Origin of the sequence: Pseudomonas putida, from assembly GCF_030159595.1 — a bacterium.
Classification (GTDB): Bacteria; Pseudomonadota; Gammaproteobacteria; order Pseudomonadales; family Pseudomonadaceae; genus Aquipseudomonas; species Aquipseudomonas putida_AC.
Genome location: NZ_BSKJ01000007.1, coordinates 244,093 through 261,092, shown reverse-complemented (window position 1 = coordinate 261,092; position 17,000 = coordinate 244,093). Strand labels below are relative to the sequence as shown.

General features: G+C 63.5%; 12 protein-coding genes and 1 pseudogene. 9 read left to right on the top strand and 4 right to left on the bottom strand.

Features of this window, described 5'->3' with window-relative positions:
* Positions 1 to 74: 74 nt before the first annotated feature.
* The 4 genes and pseudogenes from QQL85_RS17640 to QQL85_RS17625 form a co-directional block, all read left to right on the top strand.
* A pseudogene (locus QQL85_RS17640) lies at positions 75 to 857 on the top strand (T6SS effector BTH_I2691 family protein); the annotation flags it as partial.
* Between the two features lie 2 nt (positions 858 to 859).
* On the top strand, positions 860 to 1,750 hold the full coding sequence (locus QQL85_RS17635) for a DUF6708 domain-containing protein (RefSeq protein ID WP_284368775.1): 891 nt from the start codon (positions 860 to 862) through the stop codon (positions 1,748 to 1,750).
* Positions 1,747 to 2,004 (top strand): PAAR domain-containing protein, encoded by a 258-nt coding sequence (locus QQL85_RS17630; protein WP_284354603.1) that lies wholly within the window; start codon positions 1,747 to 1,749, stop codon positions 2,002 to 2,004. Before QQL85_RS17635 ends, QQL85_RS17630 begins: the two co-directional genes overlap by 4 nt.
* A gap of 233 nt (positions 2,005 to 2,237) precedes the next feature.
* Positions 2,238 to 3,527: an MFS transporter gene (locus QQL85_RS17625; RefSeq protein WP_434482141.1), complete on the top strand. Its 1,290-nt coding sequence runs from the start codon at positions 2,238 to 2,240 to the stop codon at positions 3,525 to 3,527.
* Positions 3,528 to 3,633: 106 nt separating this feature from the next.
* Here the strand turns inward: QQL85_RS17625 and QQL85_RS17620 are convergent, their stop codons facing one another.
* The 3 genes from QQL85_RS17620 to QQL85_RS17610 form a co-directional block, all read right to left on the bottom strand.
* Positions 3,634 to 4,449 carry a sugar phosphate isomerase/epimerase family protein gene (locus QQL85_RS17620; RefSeq protein ID WP_284354605.1) on the bottom strand — a complete coding sequence of 272 codons (816 nt, stop codon included), beginning with the start codon at positions 4,447 to 4,449 and terminating at the stop codon, positions 3,634 to 3,636.
* Between the two features lie 30 nt (positions 4,450 to 4,479).
* Positions 4,480 to 5,532, bottom strand: coding sequence for a Gfo/Idh/MocA family protein (locus QQL85_RS17615; protein WP_284354606.1), 1,053 nt, complete (start codon positions 5,530 to 5,532; stop codon positions 4,480 to 4,482).
* Positions 5,533 to 5,671: 139 nt separating this feature from the next.
* Positions 5,672 to 6,448: an IclR family transcriptional regulator gene (locus QQL85_RS17610; RefSeq protein WP_110742318.1), complete on the bottom strand. Its 777-nt coding sequence runs from the start codon at positions 6,446 to 6,448 to the stop codon at positions 5,672 to 5,674.
* A gap of 194 nt (positions 6,449 to 6,642) precedes the next feature.
* Between QQL85_RS17610 and QQL85_RS17605 the strand changes: the two genes are divergently transcribed.
* From QQL85_RS17605 to QQL85_RS17585, 5 genes are all read left to right on the top strand, one after another.
* Complete coding sequence (locus tag QQL85_RS17605) at positions 6,643 to 8,355, top strand: FAD-dependent oxidoreductase (protein ID WP_284354607.1); 1,713 nt, start codon at positions 6,643 to 6,645, stop codon at positions 8,353 to 8,355.
* A 168-nt stretch (positions 8,356 to 8,523) separates the two neighbouring features.
* Positions 8,524 to 9,993, top strand: a complete 1,470-nt coding sequence (locus tag QQL85_RS17600) for a benzaldehyde dehydrogenase (protein WP_284354608.1) — start codon at positions 8,524 to 8,526, stop codon at positions 9,991 to 9,993.
* Between the two features lie 18 nt (positions 9,994 to 10,011).
* Complete coding sequence (locus QQL85_RS17595; protein ID WP_284354609.1) at positions 10,012 to 11,136, top strand: NAD(P)-dependent alcohol dehydrogenase; 1,125 nt, start codon at positions 10,012 to 10,014, stop codon at positions 11,134 to 11,136.
* A 62-nt stretch (positions 11,137 to 11,198) separates the two neighbouring features.
* On the top strand, positions 11,199 to 12,089 hold the full coding sequence (locus QQL85_RS17590; RefSeq protein ID WP_284354610.1) for a transporter: 891 nt from the start codon (positions 11,199 to 11,201) through the stop codon (positions 12,087 to 12,089).
* 85 nt (positions 12,090 to 12,174) lie between these two features.
* Entirely contained in the window at positions 12,175 to 13,965 is a 1,791-nt protein-coding gene (locus QQL85_RS17585) for a sigma-54-dependent Fis family transcriptional regulator (RefSeq protein WP_284354611.1), read from the top strand.
* Positions 13,966 to 13,968: 3 nt separating this feature from the next.
* Here QQL85_RS17585 and QQL85_RS17580 read toward each other — a convergent pair whose 3' ends face one another.
* Positions 13,969 to 16,857 (bottom strand): HD domain-containing phosphohydrolase, encoded by a 2,889-nt coding sequence (locus QQL85_RS17580; RefSeq protein WP_284354612.1) that lies wholly within the window; start codon positions 16,855 to 16,857, stop codon positions 13,969 to 13,971.
* Positions 16,858 to 17,000 lie beyond the last annotated feature (143 nt).

Sequence of the window (17,000 nt, the reverse complement as noted above, 5' to 3'; positions counted from 1 at the left end):
AGATTAAACACAACTCACACCCAAACATCCTACAGAGCAACAGGGAGTTATGTACCGATGTCTAAAAATACGGGTTACGCCAGTTCGATAACGGTAACTCTACAGCTGGCAGATACACAATTGCTGGTGGGTTTACCATGGCCATTGGCTCTGCTGTCACCCTTGAAGCAGGTCTTGCCGTTGCGGGCGCGACAACATTGGTACCCTTTGCCGGATGGGCCGCAGCCGCCCTGGTCCTGGTAGGCGTAGCCATCATTGCAGGAGGCCTGTACCTGCACGCTAAGGCACATGAGCACCTTCACAGCCCAATTGAGCTCTGGGCCGCACGCAGCATTTTCGGTAATCGCATCAACGATGGAGAGGTGCGTCCTGACATTGTCTTGGACTATCAGAAAAAACTTCCTGTTTACGACTCACTACAAGCCGAGATCAAAGCCTGGCACAACGAACATTACGGGCCCAAGCTACTATCCGCCGAGCAGGCTGTATCACTCGGCATAACTAAAGTCGACACCCGATGGCATCAGAATGATCACTGGTCTCCGCCCAACTGGACCGCTATCACACATAACGAAGTAGCCACACCTCAACCAACCATTGAGTTCACCGTGCTGCTGCCAGGCTTTGTGCTTGGCGTAAGCGAATGGTCAGGAAGCTTGGGTATCCTCCGTGATAGCCAAGGAATGGACGTGTTTCCAATCGCCCCGAGCGGCCACATCACAAGTGCTGGTTTGGTTCTGCATTTCGAGAACACACTGGCCAACCAAAATCATGTCTCACTGCATCTAACTTACAGCGCCAATCAAGGATTGGATCAAGACAATGAGATTTTTTCAATTTTTCGCCTGGAGCACTGATCATGGCAACCTTCTGGATATTCAACTCATTGTCGGACTCTGGGCACAACCCTGCAATTAGGGGACAATTGGCAAATATATCCGATAACACTTTATGCCTTAGGAACCCATGGGTAACAGACTCCGTATTTATGGGGAAATTATATTGCGCAATGACGATCACCCTACTAATGGGCACTTACCCTTACCTCTACCCCAGCTTCCTGGACATCTACAACGAAGACATCATATTATTGATCTTGTTTCTAATAACGCCCTTTGTATTCACTCCATTCCTTGCTTATCGAATTTTCTTTATAAAGGGCTTATCAACCATTTGCCTCAACCGCTCAACTCAAAAAATCTACTATCAGCGCTTGAGCAAGGTATTCGTCTTTGAGTGGAGCAACACCGGCGGGGGTCTTTTCAAACGCACCGAAAACGGCGGCTCATCCTTCAGCACCAGCTACGCCCTCGCCTTCGCCCCGCGCCGAGCAGACGGCAGCCTCCACCAAAAAGACTGCCTGTGGGTCGACAGCAACGAGCCCACCGAGTCCGACGTCAGACACGTCGCCGAAGTCTGGGAATACCTGCGCCACTTCATGGCCCACGGCCCCGACAAACTCCCCCCACCCGGCGAACCCAACTGGTGGCACAAGCCACTGCATGCCATCTGCCTGACCCCGGCTGAAGCCTGGCGCCACTACGCCCCTTGGCGAACCGGTGAACCAGGTGAAATGCAGGGCAAGAAGAACTGGCAACTGCCTTTCTGGGCCGTGCTGTTTCCCTACAACCTGACGGTCGCCATTTGCTGGTACGGCATCTGCCGCCTGTTCAACGTTCGAGCAGCGCCACCGCCCCCTGCTGCCTTCGAAGAAGCCCCTGCTAAACCCAACAAAAGGAAGCGCAAATGAAACCCATCGTATTGGTAGGCCATCGTCACAGCTGCCCCATCCATGGCGAAGGCACCGTGCAAACCGGTGCAAGCGCAACATTCGTGGATGGCAGAGCCGTTGCGCGAGTGGGCGACCGCATCAGTTGTGGCGCCGTCATCGAAACGGGCGCTGCTTGCACGATCATCGAGGGCCAACCCGCAGCAAGAGAGGGGGACACTACCAGCCATGGAGGAACGCTAGTCGAGGGGGATCAAGGTTGGCTCATCGACTGACAACAACCATCAGCACCCTGGCCAGCCTCTTTTGCACCTCGCAACCGTTCGATAACCGAACAGTAGCCCGTCTCGTGAATTGACGCTGCCGCCTTCACTGCGCACCATGCACCGGCCTTGCGTGCCCCCCCTGCCTGGGAACCGGCCACATACGCGTAGCACCGCAGCTGAATACAATTTCAAGAAACGAGCAGTTTATGAACCACACCAAGACCACCCCCGCCGCACCCCGGATGCCCCAGGGTTCGATCGGCGACAAGCTTCGCGGCGCGTTCGGCGTCGGCAAAACCCGTTGGGGCATGCTTGCCCTGGTGTTCTTCGCCACCACCCTGAACTACATCGACCGTGCCGCGCTCGGCATCATGCAACCCGTGCTGGCCAAGGAAATGAGCTGGACGGCGATGGATTACGCCAACATCAACTTCTGGTTCCAGGTCGGCTACGCGATCGGCTTTCTGCTGCAGGGCCGGCTGATCGACAAAGTTGGGGTAAAACGCGCCTTCTTCTTCGCCGTGCTGCTGTGGAGCCTGGCCACCGGTGCTCATGGCCTGGCGACTTCGGCCGCCGGCTTCATGGTCTGCCGCTTCATCCTCGGCCTGACCGAGGCCGCCAACTACCCGGCCTGCGTCAAGACTGTACGGCTGTGGTTCCCGGCGGGTGAGCGGGCGATTGCCACCGGGCTGTTCAACGCCGGCACTAATGTCGGCGCCATGGTTACCCCGGCCCTGCTGCCGCTGATTCTGGCCGTGTGGGGCTGGCAGGCCGCATTCATCGCCATGGGTAGCCTGGGCCTGGTGTGGGTGGTGCTGTGGCTGCTGAAGTACTACAACCCTGAAGACCACCCCAGCGTGCGCCAGAGCGAGGTGCAGTACATCCAGCAGGATGACGAGCCCGAGCCGACCCGCGTGCCGTTCAGCCGCATCCTGCGTTTGCGCGGGACCTGGGCTTTCGCGGTGGCCTATGCAATTACCGCCCCGGTGTTCTGGTTCTATCTGTACTGGCTGCCGCCGTTCCTGAACCAGCAGTACAGCCTGGGCATCAACGTGACCCAAATGGGTATCCCGCTGATCATCATCTGGCTGACCGCGGACTTTGGCAGCATCGGCGGCGGCATCCTGTCGTCGTGGCTGATCGGCCGTGGCGTGCGTGCCACCACGGCACGACTGGTATCCATGTTGATCTTTGCCTGCACCATGCTCAGCGTCATCTTTGCCGCCAACGCCAGTGGCCTGTGGGCCGCGGTGGCGGCCATCTCACTGGCGGTGGGCGCACACCAGGCGTGGACAGCGAATATCTGGAGCCTGGTGATGGACTACACGCCAAAGCACCTGGTCAGCACGGTGTTCGGCTTTGGCAGCATGTGTGCGGCAGTTGGCGGAATGTTCATGACGCAGATCGTCGGCAGCGTACTGACCGCTACCCACAACAATTATGCCGTGCTGTTTACCATGATTCCGGCCATGTACTTCCTGGCGCTGGTGTGGATGTACTTCATGGCACCGCGCAAGGTCGAGAGCGTCTGAGTACGCGAGCCACTTTCCTCTACGGGGCCCTTGCGGGCCCTTTTTTTGGTCTTGTGATCAGGCCATGACAGCGCGCCGTCTGTGTGAGCGCGCTGCCCGCTCGGAATCAGACTGCGGCCAACACCGCCTTGGCCTTCTCCAGTGCCATGCGCGCGCGCTGCTCGCCGCTGATGCCTTGCTCCAGCAACTGCCGCGTGGGAATTTCCAGGCTTAGCGGTACGCTTGACGGCAAGACGCGCAGCAGGCTGACCAGATCGGCATCGCCATCGCCCGGGAAGCGGCGCTCATTACGCGCCTGGCGCAGGATCTCATCCATGTCGGCCGGTACCGGACCGGCAACGTCGCACAGCTGGGCATAGCGCATGCGCTGCGGCGCCAGTTCCGCCAGGTCACCCAGTGAAGACCGGGAGCGGTTGAAATGGAACGCGTCCACCAGCACACAGCCGTTGGCGCGGTCGGCGTTGGCTACCACCCGCATGGCCTGGCGCAGGTCACGCACGTCGGTCCAGGGCATGAATTCCAGGTGCGGGTGAATGCCATACCCCACCGCCAGTTCACACAAGGCAGCAAAACGCTCGGTCAGGCGTGCTTCATCCGGGTCGTTGCCAGCCACCAGCAGTTCAGTGCCACCCAGCTCGGCACCTACCGCCAGAATTGCCTCAAAATCGGCCACACACGTCTCCGGTTTCAAGCGCAGGATTTCCAGGTCGAGCACCTTGATGCCGGTGTCGCGCAGGCGCGCCTGGGTCTGCCGGCGCAGGTTGGCATCAGCCACCAGCGGGAAGTGCTGCTCCTGCTCGGTGGCTGGCACCAGGCGCAGGCCAACATGGCTGTAACCGGCACGGGCTGCCGCCTCGACCATGTCCGGCGGGGACAGCTCCAGAACCGTCAAAGCCGCGAGGGAGAAAATTCGATCAGTCATTTATGGTCACCTGAAATTGTGAAGGCCGTACTAGGCAATGTGCTCGGGCGCACAGGTCCGGCCGCTTTCGGCTGCCAGGCGGATTGCTTCGATCAGCGCCAGCGTGCGGCCACCGTCGGCAGCATCGATCAATGGCGCCTGCTCACCCCGGGCAACCCGCACGAAATGCTGCAACTGCAAGGTCAAAGCCTCGCCAGCGGGGATGCTTTCCTCGCTTTGAAGCAACGGTGTGTGCCAGCCCGAGCCCGCCTCGGCGTAGTGCCAGCGCTTGAGCTGGGGAATGCTCAGCGCCCCTTGAGTGCCGGCCAGCAGGTAGCACGGCTGGCCATCCTGGCGCGGGTACACCGGGCTTTCGCCAGCGTCCAGCTCCCAGCTCCACGGCGCGGCCACCGCGTCGGAGCCGGTCAGGCTGCCCAATGCGCCGTTGGCGAACTGCAACAGCACCGCCGCGCTGTCTTCGTTGGCAAACCCACGTACATCGTTACGGGTGAACGCCTGCACCTGCACCACCTCGCCGCACAGGTGGCGCAGCAGGTCGAGGTCGTGGATCAGGTTGGTCAGCAAGAAGCCGGCACCCGGCTCGCGGCGCCATGGCGTTTCGAAGTAGCTGTCGGGTTTTTGCAGTTGCCACAGCGCGGTGACATTGATCAGCCGGCCCAGCTTGCCGTCGGCAATCACCTGATGCGCCTTGGCGATCAGCGGATTGTGCCGCCGGTGATGCCCAACCAAAACGGGTACGCCACAGCGGCGCGATGCTTCTACCAATGCGCGAACCTCATCCAGGTGCACGCCCACCGGCTTCTCGACCAGCACCGGCACACCGGCTTCGACACAATCCAGGGCGGTAGCGACATGCAGGTTGTTCGGGTTGGCAACGATTACTGCCTCGGGGCGTACGCGCTCCAGCATCTGCCGGTGGTCGGCAAAACAAGGCACGCCGCATTCGGCGGCAAAGGCCTCGGCCTGCGGGCCGGGGTCAGCCACTGCGCACAGCTGGGCTTGCGGCACATTGCGTAAGTGCTGGTAGTGCTGGCGGCCCATGATGCCGGCGCCGATCAAGGCAATACGAAGGGGTGCGTTCAACAGCCTGTCCTCTTGTCATTGTTGTTGTATGGATTATGGAATTTGATTCCACAATCCATACAGCACAATTTAGAACCAAGTTCAGCTTTTCAGAAGAACCTGCAGGACAAGCTGTTCGGTAATCGACCGGAAATGCGTGTCAGGCAAACAATTCGCTTGCCCGGCTGGCCGCCGACAGCTCTTGCGCTGCGGCCAACAGTAGCGGCGCCAGCTCTGCCAGGCGGCTTTGCGCCATCCGAGCACTGGGCCCGGCAATGCTCAATACGCCGATCACCTCGTCAGTGTGCGGGCGGCGCACCACGGCAGCCAGGGCCGAGGTGCCGATGGCCGAGGTTTCCTCGACCCAGGCATAACCACGCTCGCGGGCACGGTGCAGGTAGGCGAGCAACTCGTCAGTAGACCGCGGTGCGTTGGGGCCGAACTGTGCAGGGTCGGCAATGCCTTGGCGCAACACCATCTGCAGCGCCTGCTCATCGTCCAGGCTAGCCAGCCAGGCATGCCCGGAAGCGGTGTAGAACAGCGGCGCATCGCGGCCCATGTCCGGGTCGTAGCGCAGCCCGGAACGGGCGCCCTGGGACTTGGCGATCCAGGTCTGGCGGGCACCGTCGATCACGCCAAGGCGTACCAGCTCACCGCTGTCCTGGGCCAGGCGGTCGAGAATCGGCTGGATGATGTCGGCACCGTTGCTCGACAGGTAACGGAATCCCAGCGCCACCAACTTGGCCGACAGCTGGTAGCGGCTGTTGTCCCGGTTCTGCCGCACATAGCCCAGCCGCACCAGCTCGGTAAGCATGCGGTGGGCCGCGCTTTTGGGAATATCCAGGCGCTCGGCCAGGGTTTGCAACGGCAGCCCCAGGGGTTCGCCGGTAAGGGTTTCTACAAGACTGAAGGCGCGTTCGATCTGACTACCAGCCATGACTACAGGTCCCTGATTTTTTGCGAATTCTAGAAGATGATTCCATATAAGCGATAGCAGCCGCAGCGAAAGCGCGCTGAAGTGTCCGGTTATCGCCCAGTTGTTGCCTGCCCAAGCTGCCATGCCCTTGCAGGCCGAGGCGCTGCCGATAAAAATGTGGAACCTTGTTCTAATAACAACACAGGAACGCCGCGATGCCCTCTGCTGCTCTGGATACCGAATACGATGTACTGGTCATAGGCTCCGGCGCCGCCGGGCTGGCTGCGGCCGTGACGGCTGCCTGGCATGGGCAGAAGGTGATCGTGGTAGAGAAGGAGTCCGTGTTTGGCGGCGCCACCGCGTGGTCCGGCGGCTGGGCCTGGGTACCGCGCAACCCGCTGGCACAGCGGGCCGGCATCGTGGAGGACATCGAGCAACCACGGACGTATCTGCGCAATGAGCTGGGGGCGAATTATAACGCCGAGCGCGTCGATGCCTTCCTTGAGGCTTGCCCGCACATGGTGGCGTTTTTCGAGAAGCACACGGCGTTGCAGTTTGCCGACGGCAACGGCATCCCCGACATGCATGGCGACACGCCGGGCGCAGCCCAGGGCGGGCACCAGGTGATCGCCGCGCCCTATGACGCCCGTGAGGTTGGCCCCTTGCTGCCACGCCTGCGCAAGACCCTGCGCGAAACCTCGTTCATGGGCATGCCGATCATGGCCGGGGCCGACCTTGCTGCCTTCCTCAACATGACCCGCTCGCCCAAGGCCTTGCTGCATGTGTGCAAGCGCTTTGGCCGTCACCTGTATCACCTGGCGCGTTATGGTCGAGCGATGCACCTGGTCAACGGCGTGGCACTGGTGGCGCGGCTGGCCAAATCGGCACAGGACCTGGGTGTGCACCTGCAGGAATCGGCGGCGGCCACACGCCTGCTGGTTGAAGATGGGCAGGTACGCGGGGTGCTGGTAAGCACACTGAAGGGCGAGCAGCAGATCCGGGCCAAGGCCGTGGTACTTGCGGCTGGGGGCTTCCCCAACGACAACGCCCGGCGCCGGCAGCTGTTCCCGCGCGACGCCAGCGGCCACGACAACCTGGCCCTGCCGCCACAGGGTTGTTCCGGTGATGGTCTGCGCCTGGGCGAGTCAGCCGGTGGCGTGGTCGCCACCGACCTGAAATCGCCAGTGGCCTGGGCGCCGGTTTCGCAGGTGCCGCACCGCGATGGCAGCGTCGGCCACTTTCCGCACATCATCGAACGCGGCAAGCCGGGCATCATCGGCGTGTTGGCCAACGGCAAGCGCTTTGTCAATGAAGCACATGGCTATTACGACTATGTGTCGGCCATGGTGGCAGCGGTACCGCAGGAGGAAGAGGTGTGTTCGTGGCTGGTTTGCGACCATCGCTTCCTGCGCCGCTACGGCCTGGGCCATGCCCGCCCGGCACCACTGCCGGTGTGGCCGCATGTGCGCAGCGGTTATCTCAAGCGGGGTGTCACGCTTGAAGCGTTGGCGGACGCCTGCGGCATTGACCCGGCCGGGTTGCGTGCCACGGTCAGCGACTTCAACAAACATGCGCGAAATGGCCAGGACCCGGCATTTGGTCGTGGCTCAACGCCATTCAACCGTAAACAGGGCGACCCGCAATACAAAGGCCCCAACCCTTGTGTGGCGCCCATCGAGCACGGGCCGTTCTATGCGGTGAAGGTGCAACCTGGCTGCTTTGGTACCTTTGCCGGGCTGCGCACTGATGGCAGTGCCCGGGTGCTGGATGAAGCCGGGCAGCCAATCGCTGGCCTGTATGCGGCGGGTACCGACATGGCCAGTGTGTTTGGTGGCTGGTACCCGTCGGGCGGCATCAACCTGGGGCCAGCACTGACCTTTGGCTACGTGGCCGGGCGGCACATTGCCGGGGTGCAGGGGTATGAGTGAGGTGATGTGAGGTGAAATGGCCTGACAGTGTCCAGAAACTGAACATCACGAAAACTGGCCATTGTTCAGGTTGTGAACAGTCCAGCGCACCGGAGCCCGGTATTGTGCACCCGCACCGCCTTGGCATGCCCCCTGCAACAAGCATCCGTGAACACAACAACACACAGGATGCTTTGCGTGAATACCTTACTGCCCAACGAACTCTGGAATGAGCGGCTGTTCACCGGTACCTGGGTACCCGGCGAACTGCCTGCTACCGCAATCACCTCACCCGGCAATGGCCAGGCACTGGGTGCCCTGGCCAACGCCGGGGCCAGGCAGGTAGAACAAAGCGCCCGTGTGGCCGCCACGGCCCAGCGCGGCTGGTATGCCATGCCCTACGACGACCGTGCCAAAGTCCTGCGCAAGGCCGCCGCCATCGCCGAACAATACCAGGCGGAAATCGCCGACTGGATCGTCCGCGAAAGCGGCTCCACCCAGGCCAAAGCCGGCTTTGAAGCGTCCATCACCCTCAAGTCGCTGCACGAAGCCTGTGCCCTGCCCTCGCGCAGCCAGGGCGAAGTGCTGCCGTCCACCGCCGGCCGCCTGAGCATCGCCCGGCGCCGTCCGTTGGGCGTGATCGGGGTGATTTCGCCGTTCAACTTCCCGCTGTACCTGGCCATGCGCGCGGTTGCCCCGGCACTGGCCACGGGCAATGCGGTCGTGCTCAAGCCCGACCCGCGCACCGCAGTGTGTGGGGGCCATGTCATTGCCCGCATTTTCGAGCTGGCCGGTTTGCCGGCGGGTGTGCTGCATGTGCTGCCTGGCGGCGCAGAAGCCGGTGCTGCACTGACCGCTTCACCCAGCGTGGCGATGATCCAGTTCACCGGTTCTACCGCAGCCGGCCGCAAGGTTGGCGAGGCTGCCGGGCGCCACCTGAAAAAGGTCTCGCTGGAACTCGGTGGCAAGAACTCGCTGATCATCCTCGACGACGCCGACCTGGACCTGGCCATCGCCAACGCCACCTGGGGGGTGTACCTGCACCAAGGGCAGATCTGCATGTCGACGGGTCGCCTGCTGGTTCAGCGCGGCATCTATGCCGCCTTCGTCGAGCGCCTGGTGGCCAAGGCGCGCAGCCTGACCGTGGGTGACCCGGCCAGTGGCCAGGTGCACCTCGGCCCACTGATCAACGCTGCCCAGCGCGACAACGCTTTGCGTATCGTCGAGGCCGCACACGCTGCCGGTGCCACGCTGGCAACCGGTGGTTTGGCTGACGGGTTGTTCTTCCAGCCGACGGTGCTCAGCGATGTGCAGCGTGACAACCCGGCGTTTCATGAAGAGATCTTCGGCCCTGTGGCCGTGGTGGTGCCGTTCGACACTGACGAGCAGGCGGTGGAGTTGGCCAACGACACCGATTACGGCCTGAGCGCGGCGATCCTGTCGCGCGACACTGGCCGTGCCCTGCGCTTGGGCGAGCAACTGCGTACCGGGCTGCTGCACATCAACGACCAGACCGTCAACGACGAGGTCATCAACCCCTTCGGCGGCGTCGGTGCATCCGGCAACGGCACCAGCATCGGTGGCGCCGCCAACTGGGAAGAGTTCACCCAATGGCAATGGCTGACCCTCAAGGGCGAAGCACCTGCCTACCCCCTGTAACCCCGGAGAACAATAACAATGACAACACCCCTTTTGCGCCCTGTTAAAGCTGCCGTCACCCGTGGCAAAGGCGCCCCCTTCGTGCTGGAGCAGGCACGCATTCGCGCACCGCAAGGTGACGAGGTGCTGGTGCGCATCGTGGCCACGGGCATGTGCCACACCGACATGATCGTGCGCGATCAGTACTACCCCGTGCCACTGCCCGCAGTACTGGGCCACGAAGGCTCGGGCATCGTCGAGGCCGTTGGCCCGCTGGTGCAGAACCTGGCCGTGGGCGACCACGTCGTGATGACTTACGGCTACTGCGGCCACTGCCTGGCCTGCGACGCCGGCCAGGCGGCCTACTGCCAGGACTTTTTCGGGCGCAACTTCAGTGGCGCCGGCCCCGAAGGCCAGCATGCCCTGCAAGATGAACAGGGCCAGGCCCTGAATGACCACTTCTTCGCCCAGTCGTCGTTCGCCACCTACGCACTGGGGCGCGAGAACAACACCGTACGCGTGCCCAAGGAGGCGCCCATCGAGCTGCTCGGCCCACTGGGCTGCGGCATCCAGACCGGCGCCGGGGCGGTGATCAACGCGCTGAAAGTCACCCCCGGCAGCGCCTTTGCCGCTTTTGGCGGCGGTGCGGTGGGCCTGTCGGCCGTGCTGGCCGCGCAAGTGGCAGGCGCCGCCACCATCATCGCGGTCGACGTGGTGCCTTCGCGCCTGGCCCTGGCCCTGGAGCTAGGCGCCACCCATGTGGTCAACAGCCGCGAGGCCGACCCGGTGGCGGCCATCCGTGAAATAACCGGCGGCGGCGTGCAGTTCGCCCTGGAGTCCACCGGGCGCCCGGAAGTGTTGCGCCAGGCCGTGGATGCCCTTGGCAGCCGGGGCGCGCTGGGGGTGGTGGGTGCACCGCCACTGGGCACCACCGCGCAATTCGACGTCAACGACCTGTTGCTGGGCGGCAAGGTCATCCGCGGCATCGTCGAGGGTGACAGCGTGCCGAAGAAGTTCATCCCCGAGCTGGTCAACCTGTACCTGCAAGGCCGCTTCGCCTTCGACAAGCTGGTGCGCTTCTACGACTTCGAGCAGATCAACCAGGCCGCCGAGGACAGTGAAAAGGGCCTGACACTCAAGCCGATCATCCGCATCCAGAAATAATGCCCTCAGAGGGCAGCCACACGCTGCCCTCACCCCATAACAAGAACAAGGGAAACCCTGACATGACTAGAATCTCCAGCCTTGCCTGGGGCGCACTGGCCTGCGCGCTGGTTTCGGCCAAGGCCCTGGCAGTGGATGTGAATGCCGGTGACTACACCGCGCTGCCGCCGGGCACCAACGTCGCGGCCTGGTATCAGCAATTCAGCCGCGCCGACCGCTTCAATGGTGATGGCGCGCCCGACGCCACACACAGCACCCGCCTGCGCTCCAACATCAGCATCCTGCGCCTGATTCATTTCACCGAAATCGGCGGCATCACGGTTGACCCGCAAATACTCCTGCCCTTCGGCCATGTCTACGACGTGAAGGTGGGCGGGCAGTCGCTGGGCAGCAACAGCGGCATGGCCGACCCGATCATCGGCGCCACGTTCTGGCTGGTGAACCAGCCGGGTGTGGGTGCCAGTGGCCGCTACTTCGGCATCACCCCGCTGCTGTACCTGCCGTGGGGGCAGTACGACCGCGATGCCGGTGTGAACCTGGGCGAAAACCGCTGGAAAGGCGACTTGCAACTGGGCTGGGTGGAGCCGCTGTGGGGCCGCTGGTCGATGGAGTGGTATGCCGATGCCGTGTTCTACGGCAGCAACGACAAGGCCGGCAGCGGCAGCCAGACCTTGCGCCAGGACCCGACCTACCAGCTGCAGACCAACCTGCGCTATGACTTCAACCCGGCCCAGCGCCTGGCCCTGGGCTTCTCAGCCAGCGAGGGTGGCAAGCAGCACCTGTCAGGCGACTACACCCGGCAGAAGACCGAAGTGCAGCAAGTGCGCCTGGAGTTCCAGCAGATGGTCGGCCAGACCGTGCAACTGAGCGGCCAGCTGACCCACGACACCCGCGTGATCGGCGGTTTCCAGGAAGACACCGGGGTCAACCTGCGAGCGCTGTTGCTGTTCTGATTGGCCCTGCAGCCTTGACGCGCTGCTGGCAGCGGCGCAACGTGCGCAGTCAGTAGCGTGCCGTCAACCCTCACAAGGTGTACCCATGGATCGCCTACAACTCCAGCTGCACAGCGCCCGCCAGCAGTTTGCCGACGGTTTGCCATTGCCCGCCGGTCTGTTGCCCGAGCCTATCGAGCGCTCGTGGGAGCGTTCCAGGGCTGCCGGGCTCAGCCCCTGGCAACCACGCCTGGCGCGCGGGCAGCTGGATGTGCAGGCACTGACCGACGCAGACACCCAACTGGCCGCCTGCGTGCAGCCCGAGCTGGAGCGCTTGTGGGAGCTGATTGGCGACTCCCACTGGATGCTGTTTTGCGTCAACCCGGAAAACCGCATTGTGCAAACGCGCAAGCCGGCAAGCATCGACAGCCCGCTGTCGGCCCTGCACGCCGGGCGCCGGGTCAGCGAGGTGGACGTCGGCACCACCGCCCCGGCCTGTACGCTGATGGATGGCCTGCCGGCGATCGTTGCCGGCAACCAGCATTACCTGCAGGAGTTTGCCCAGTTTTTCTGCGTCAGCGTGCCGCTGCGCGGGGTGAATGGCGAGCTGCTGGGAGCGCTGGACCTGACCGGTATCGGCACCCGTAATGCCGGGACCATGCTCGAACGCCTCAAGCATGCAGCGCTGGCCACCGAGAACAATTTCTTCCATGCATTGCCGGGCTGCCGCATCCTGGAACTGCAACATGACCCCAGGCTGCTAGGCTCGCCGCTGCAGGCGTTGCTGGCCGTGCACGACGATGGCACGGTGTACGCAGCCAACCGCGCCGCACAACAACTGCTGGGGGTGCCCAACTACCGCCCTGAAGGGTTGACCCTCGAGCACCTGTTTGACCGCCCCGGCCACAACAGCCTCGACGGTTCGCCGCAGTTACTGGCCCTGGCCGATGGTTCACGCCTGTATGGCCGGCTATTGGCGCCGCCTGCCGCCAAACCTCGGCCGCTTCGGGCCAGTCACACAGCGCTGGGCAGCGATCGGCGGGTCAATGCCCGCTTCGAAGATGCCTGCAAGGCCGTGACCGGCAATCTGCCGGTGCTGATCACCGGGCCAACAGGTTCCGGCAAGGAGGTGTTCGCCAAGGCGCTGCATGCACACTGCTGCCCACAGGCCCCGTTCGTCGCGATCAACTGCGCGGCCCTGCCCGAAAGCCTGATCGAAGCCGAGCTGTTCGGCTACACCGAAGGCAGCTTCACCGGCGCCCGCAAAGGTGGTGCCATGGGCCTGCTGGAGTCGGCCGGGGACGGCATCCTGTTGCTCGACGAAATAGGCGATATGCCGCTGGCCCTGCAAAGCCGGTTGCTACGGGCACTGCAGGAACGGCAGGTCACCCGCATTGGCAGCACCACGGCAGCGCCCTTCAAGGCACACATTGTCGCGGCCACGCACAAAGACCTTGGCGCGCTGGTGGCCAGCGGCGGCTTCCGCGAAGACCTGTTCTACCGCCTGGACGGCCTGCGTGTCGCCCTGCCCGGCCTGGAGCAGCGGCTGGACAAGCACCCACTGATCGATGCCTTCTTCCAGCGCCCGGGTTTCCCGCCGCTGGAGGCCGAGGCCAGGCGCCGGCTCCAGGCCTACCACTGGCCAGGCAACCTGCGGCAACTGGACAACGTGGCACGCCTGGTCGGGGTGCTGGCCTCGGGTGAGCCCTGCATAGGCGTGCAGCACCTGCCAGACGACGTGCAAGGCCAGGCGGGCGTTGCGCCACGCTCGCTTTCAGACGCCACTCAGGACGTTATCGAGCGCGCTTTGCTGGCCCATGAGGGCAATGTCAGTGCCGCCGCCAAGGCGCTGGGCATTTCCCGCACCACCTTGTACAAGCGCCTGGGTTCGCGCTAGCGCTCAGGCCGGGCAGCGCATCTGTGCCAGCCAGTAAGGGACATCCACTTCGTCGATCTGCTCAGCGCGCAGGAAACGCTCGGCGTACTGGCGATACACCCCACTGCTGAGGAACAGTTGCAGCAGTTGCCCGTCGATGTGCCGATCGCGGGCCATGAGCGCCATGATCTTCACCGATTCAGACAACGTCTTCGGCGGTTTGTATGGCCGGTCAGCCGCCGTCAGCGCTTCGAAGATATCGGCAATGGCCATTACTCGCTCGGCAATACCCAGGTCATGCTCGCCCAGACGGCGCGGGTAACCGCTGCCATCCAGCTTCTCGTGGTGGTTGCCGGCGATGGCCGGTATGCGTTTCATCTGACGCGGAAACGGCAGCGAGCTGAGCATGATGATGGTTTGCACGATGTGCTCATTGATCTTGAAGCGCTCCTCGTCATTCAGCGTGCCGCGCCGGATCGACAGGTTGTACAGCTCGCCGTGGTTGCTGGCGTGGGCTGGCAGGCGCATGTCGAAACCCCAGCGGTTGCGCGGATCGCCCTTGGTCACCGGGGGCTTGCGTTCGCCCCAGGGCACACGATGCTCGGGTCGGTCGGCCAGTAGCGGCTCGTCTACCGGCAATACCGGTTGCGGCACGCCGGTGTAGCGTTCCGCTTCATCACGCGAGATGCCCAAGCGGTTGTCGAAGTGGCGCTGCCAGCGGTGCTGGCTGATCTGCTGCAGGCGCTCGATATCGGCATCCTGCATGAACTCGCCGCCGATGTTGGCCTGAGCGACGAAGGCGAAGTCATCCTGCAACTGGGCCTGGCTGCGGGCCAGCGCGGCTTGCAGCACCTGTGGGTCGGCACCGCTGGCCAGGCCCTGCCAGTAGACCAGCCCGGCATCGCGCCACAGCACTTCGAAACGCATGCGTACTTCGTGGATACGGTTGTACAGGGTCTCCAGCTTGGTCGCCTTGTCCACCACATATTCGGGGCTGGTGACCTTGCCGCAATCGTGCAGCCAGGCCGCCACGCGGAATTCGTAGCGCTCGGCCTCGGTCATGTTGAAGCTGGCATAGGGACCTCTGTCGGCGGCCACCACCTGGTCCAGCAGCATCTGCGCCAACTGCGGCACCCGCTCGCAGTGGCCGCCGGTATAGGGGCTTTTGGCATCGATGGCGTCAGCCAGCAACTTGATCATGGCATCCATCAGGCGTTGCTGGGCTTCGGCCATCTGGCGCGTCTCGATGGCCACTGCCGCTACGCCAGAAAGCTCTTCAACAAACTGCCGGAACGGTTGGCCCAGTTGGTCGCGCGCCTGCGCCTCATCCAGTTGCAGCACCAGAATGCCCAGCTGCGCCTGGCTGCGGTCATTCAACACCACGGCCAGGCTGCGCTCGTGCAGGCCAAGGGTCTGGGTGACTTGCGCAGCCAGCGTGTGGCGGCCCCCCTCGTCCACCGCCAACTCGGCCGGGTATTGCTCGCCACGGCATGCGGCCGCCAGCCGCAGCAACCCATGGTCGGCGTCAAACAGGTACACCACACCGGCCTCGACCCCGGCAGCGTGCACCAAATGGGTCAGTACACCGTCGAGCATGCGATCCAGATCGCGCTCGCGGCTGAGCGTGAGGGTGATGGCCTGGAAGCTCTGGATGGTGCCAGACATCCGGCTTAGCACTTGGCTCAGCTCGCGCACTTCAGACACCCTCGACTTCACCCCGACTTCGCGACTGAAATCGAAGCCGGCCAGACCTTGCACCTGCTTGGCTAGCTGCTTCAGCGGGCGACCGATGCGCCGGCCGAGCACGCCCCCGAGCACCAGCAGCACCGCCATCAGCACAGCGGTCCAGAGCACCTGTTCGAACAACACCTGGCGCGCACCGGCCAGCAGCTCATGGCCCGGCACGGCCATCAGCACTTGCAGGTCCTGCCCGGCGAGCGTAGTCAGCGGGATGCGCATGCCATACCAGGTCTGGCCGTCCACCTGATAGGGCTGTGGCTGGGGGCCTTGCGGCAGGTCAGCGTACAGGTGCTGCAGGCTTGCTACGCCAAGCTCGTCGATGCGCGACAGGCGCACGCCTTGGCGTTCGTGCACGATTACCCGCTGCAAGTCCGGGTAGGCCACCACATTGCCCCGCTCGTCGAGCACGGCGATTTCAGTACCGGGCGTCATACGCAGGCCCTGTGTTTCGCTGGCCAGGTCGTTGACCGAAACGTCCATGCCAATGACCGACCCGCCGTCGACGCTGCGCTGGGCCAGGGTCAGGCCGATCTCGCGGGTGGTAAAGAACACATAGGGCGGGGTCAACACGGTAGCGGACTGTGCGCTGGCTTCGGAGAACCACGGGCGAGTGCGCGGGTCGTAGCGGTATTCGGGTTTGGCCTGGGCCTGCAACAGGTTCAACGCCCGGTCATAGTAGCGCCACTCGCCCTGCACCACCCCGCTCTCGCCGCGGCTGACGCTCTGCACCAGAAACGCCGTGCCCGGCGGCGCGGCAAAGCGCTGCAGCAGCTGTGGGTCACGCAGCCGGCGCACCAACAGGAAATCGCCGTTGGGGGAGCCCATGTAGGCGGCGCTGAGCATGCGGTTGGCGTCCAGTGTCTCGACCAGTTGCGGCAACCTTTCCAGGCGCTGTGCCTGGGTGTGCGCAGTAGGGTTGTGAGCCAGCAGGCGGATGCTGCTTTGTACCGGGTCTATCAGGCGCCGGGCGCGTTCGTCGATGGTCTTGCCGACCTGCTGGGCAGCATCTCCGGCGGCTGCGACCAGCGTCTGACGGATACCGTGATAGCCCTGCCAGGCCAATGCGGCACCGAGCAGCAGCATGCCCAGCACAATGGCCAACGCCACCAGCCATTGCAGCGAGATGCCACGCCTGGCTTTATCAGCAACACGACCCGTCGACACGCAGCCCATTCCAGGTACTCCATGTGAGGCAAATTGAGGGAGCAGCCAGGACGATCATGCGGGCCGAAGCCATTCGCAGGCAGCGTGACAGGCCGAATGGTGGCAATTAGCCCTGGCCCATCTTGGCAGGAGTGTAGAGTGCGGCTGGCAGT

What these genes read in the sequence shown, in the direction of transcription:
- QQL85_RS17600 (WP_284354608.1), top strand. Translation starts at nt 8,524, where the DNA reads ATGCTTTGCGTGAATACCTTACTGCCCAACGAACTCTGGAATGAGCGG.
- QQL85_RS17630 (WP_284354603.1), top strand. Translation starts at nt 1,747, where the DNA reads ATGAAACCCATCGTATTGGTAGGCCATCGTCACAGCTGCCCCATCCAT.
- QQL85_RS17605 (WP_284354607.1), top strand. Translation starts at nt 6,643, where the DNA reads ATGCCCTCTGCTGCTCTGGATACCGAATACGATGTACTGGTCATAGGC.
- QQL85_RS17595 (WP_284354609.1), top strand. Translation starts at nt 10,012, where the DNA reads ATGACAACACCCCTTTTGCGCCCTGTTAAAGCTGCCGTCACCCGTGGC.
- QQL85_RS17635 (WP_284368775.1), top strand. Translation starts at nt 860, where the DNA reads ATGGCAACCTTCTGGATATTCAACTCATTGTCGGACTCTGGGCACAAC.
- QQL85_RS17610 (WP_110742318.1), bottom strand. Translation starts at nt 6,448, where the DNA reads ATGGCTGGTAGTCAGATCGAACGCGCCTTCAGTCTTGTAGAAACCCTT.
- QQL85_RS17590 (WP_284354610.1), top strand. Translation starts at nt 11,199, where the DNA reads ATGACTAGAATCTCCAGCCTTGCCTGGGGCGCACTGGCCTGCGCGCTG.
- QQL85_RS17620 (WP_284354605.1), bottom strand. Translation starts at nt 4,449, where the DNA reads ATGACTGATCGAATTTTCTCCCTCGCGGCTTTGACGGTTCTGGAGCTG.
- QQL85_RS17585 (WP_284354611.1), top strand. Translation starts at nt 12,175, where the DNA reads ATGGATCGCCTACAACTCCAGCTGCACAGCGCCCGCCAGCAGTTTGCC.
- QQL85_RS17625 (WP_434482141.1), top strand. Translation starts at nt 2,238, where the DNA reads ATGCCCCAGGGTTCGATCGGCGACAAGCTTCGCGGCGCGTTCGGCGTC.
- QQL85_RS17580 (WP_284354612.1), bottom strand. Translation starts at nt 16,857, where the DNA reads ATGGGCTGCGTGTCGACGGGTCGTGTTGCTGATAAAGCCAGGCGTGGC.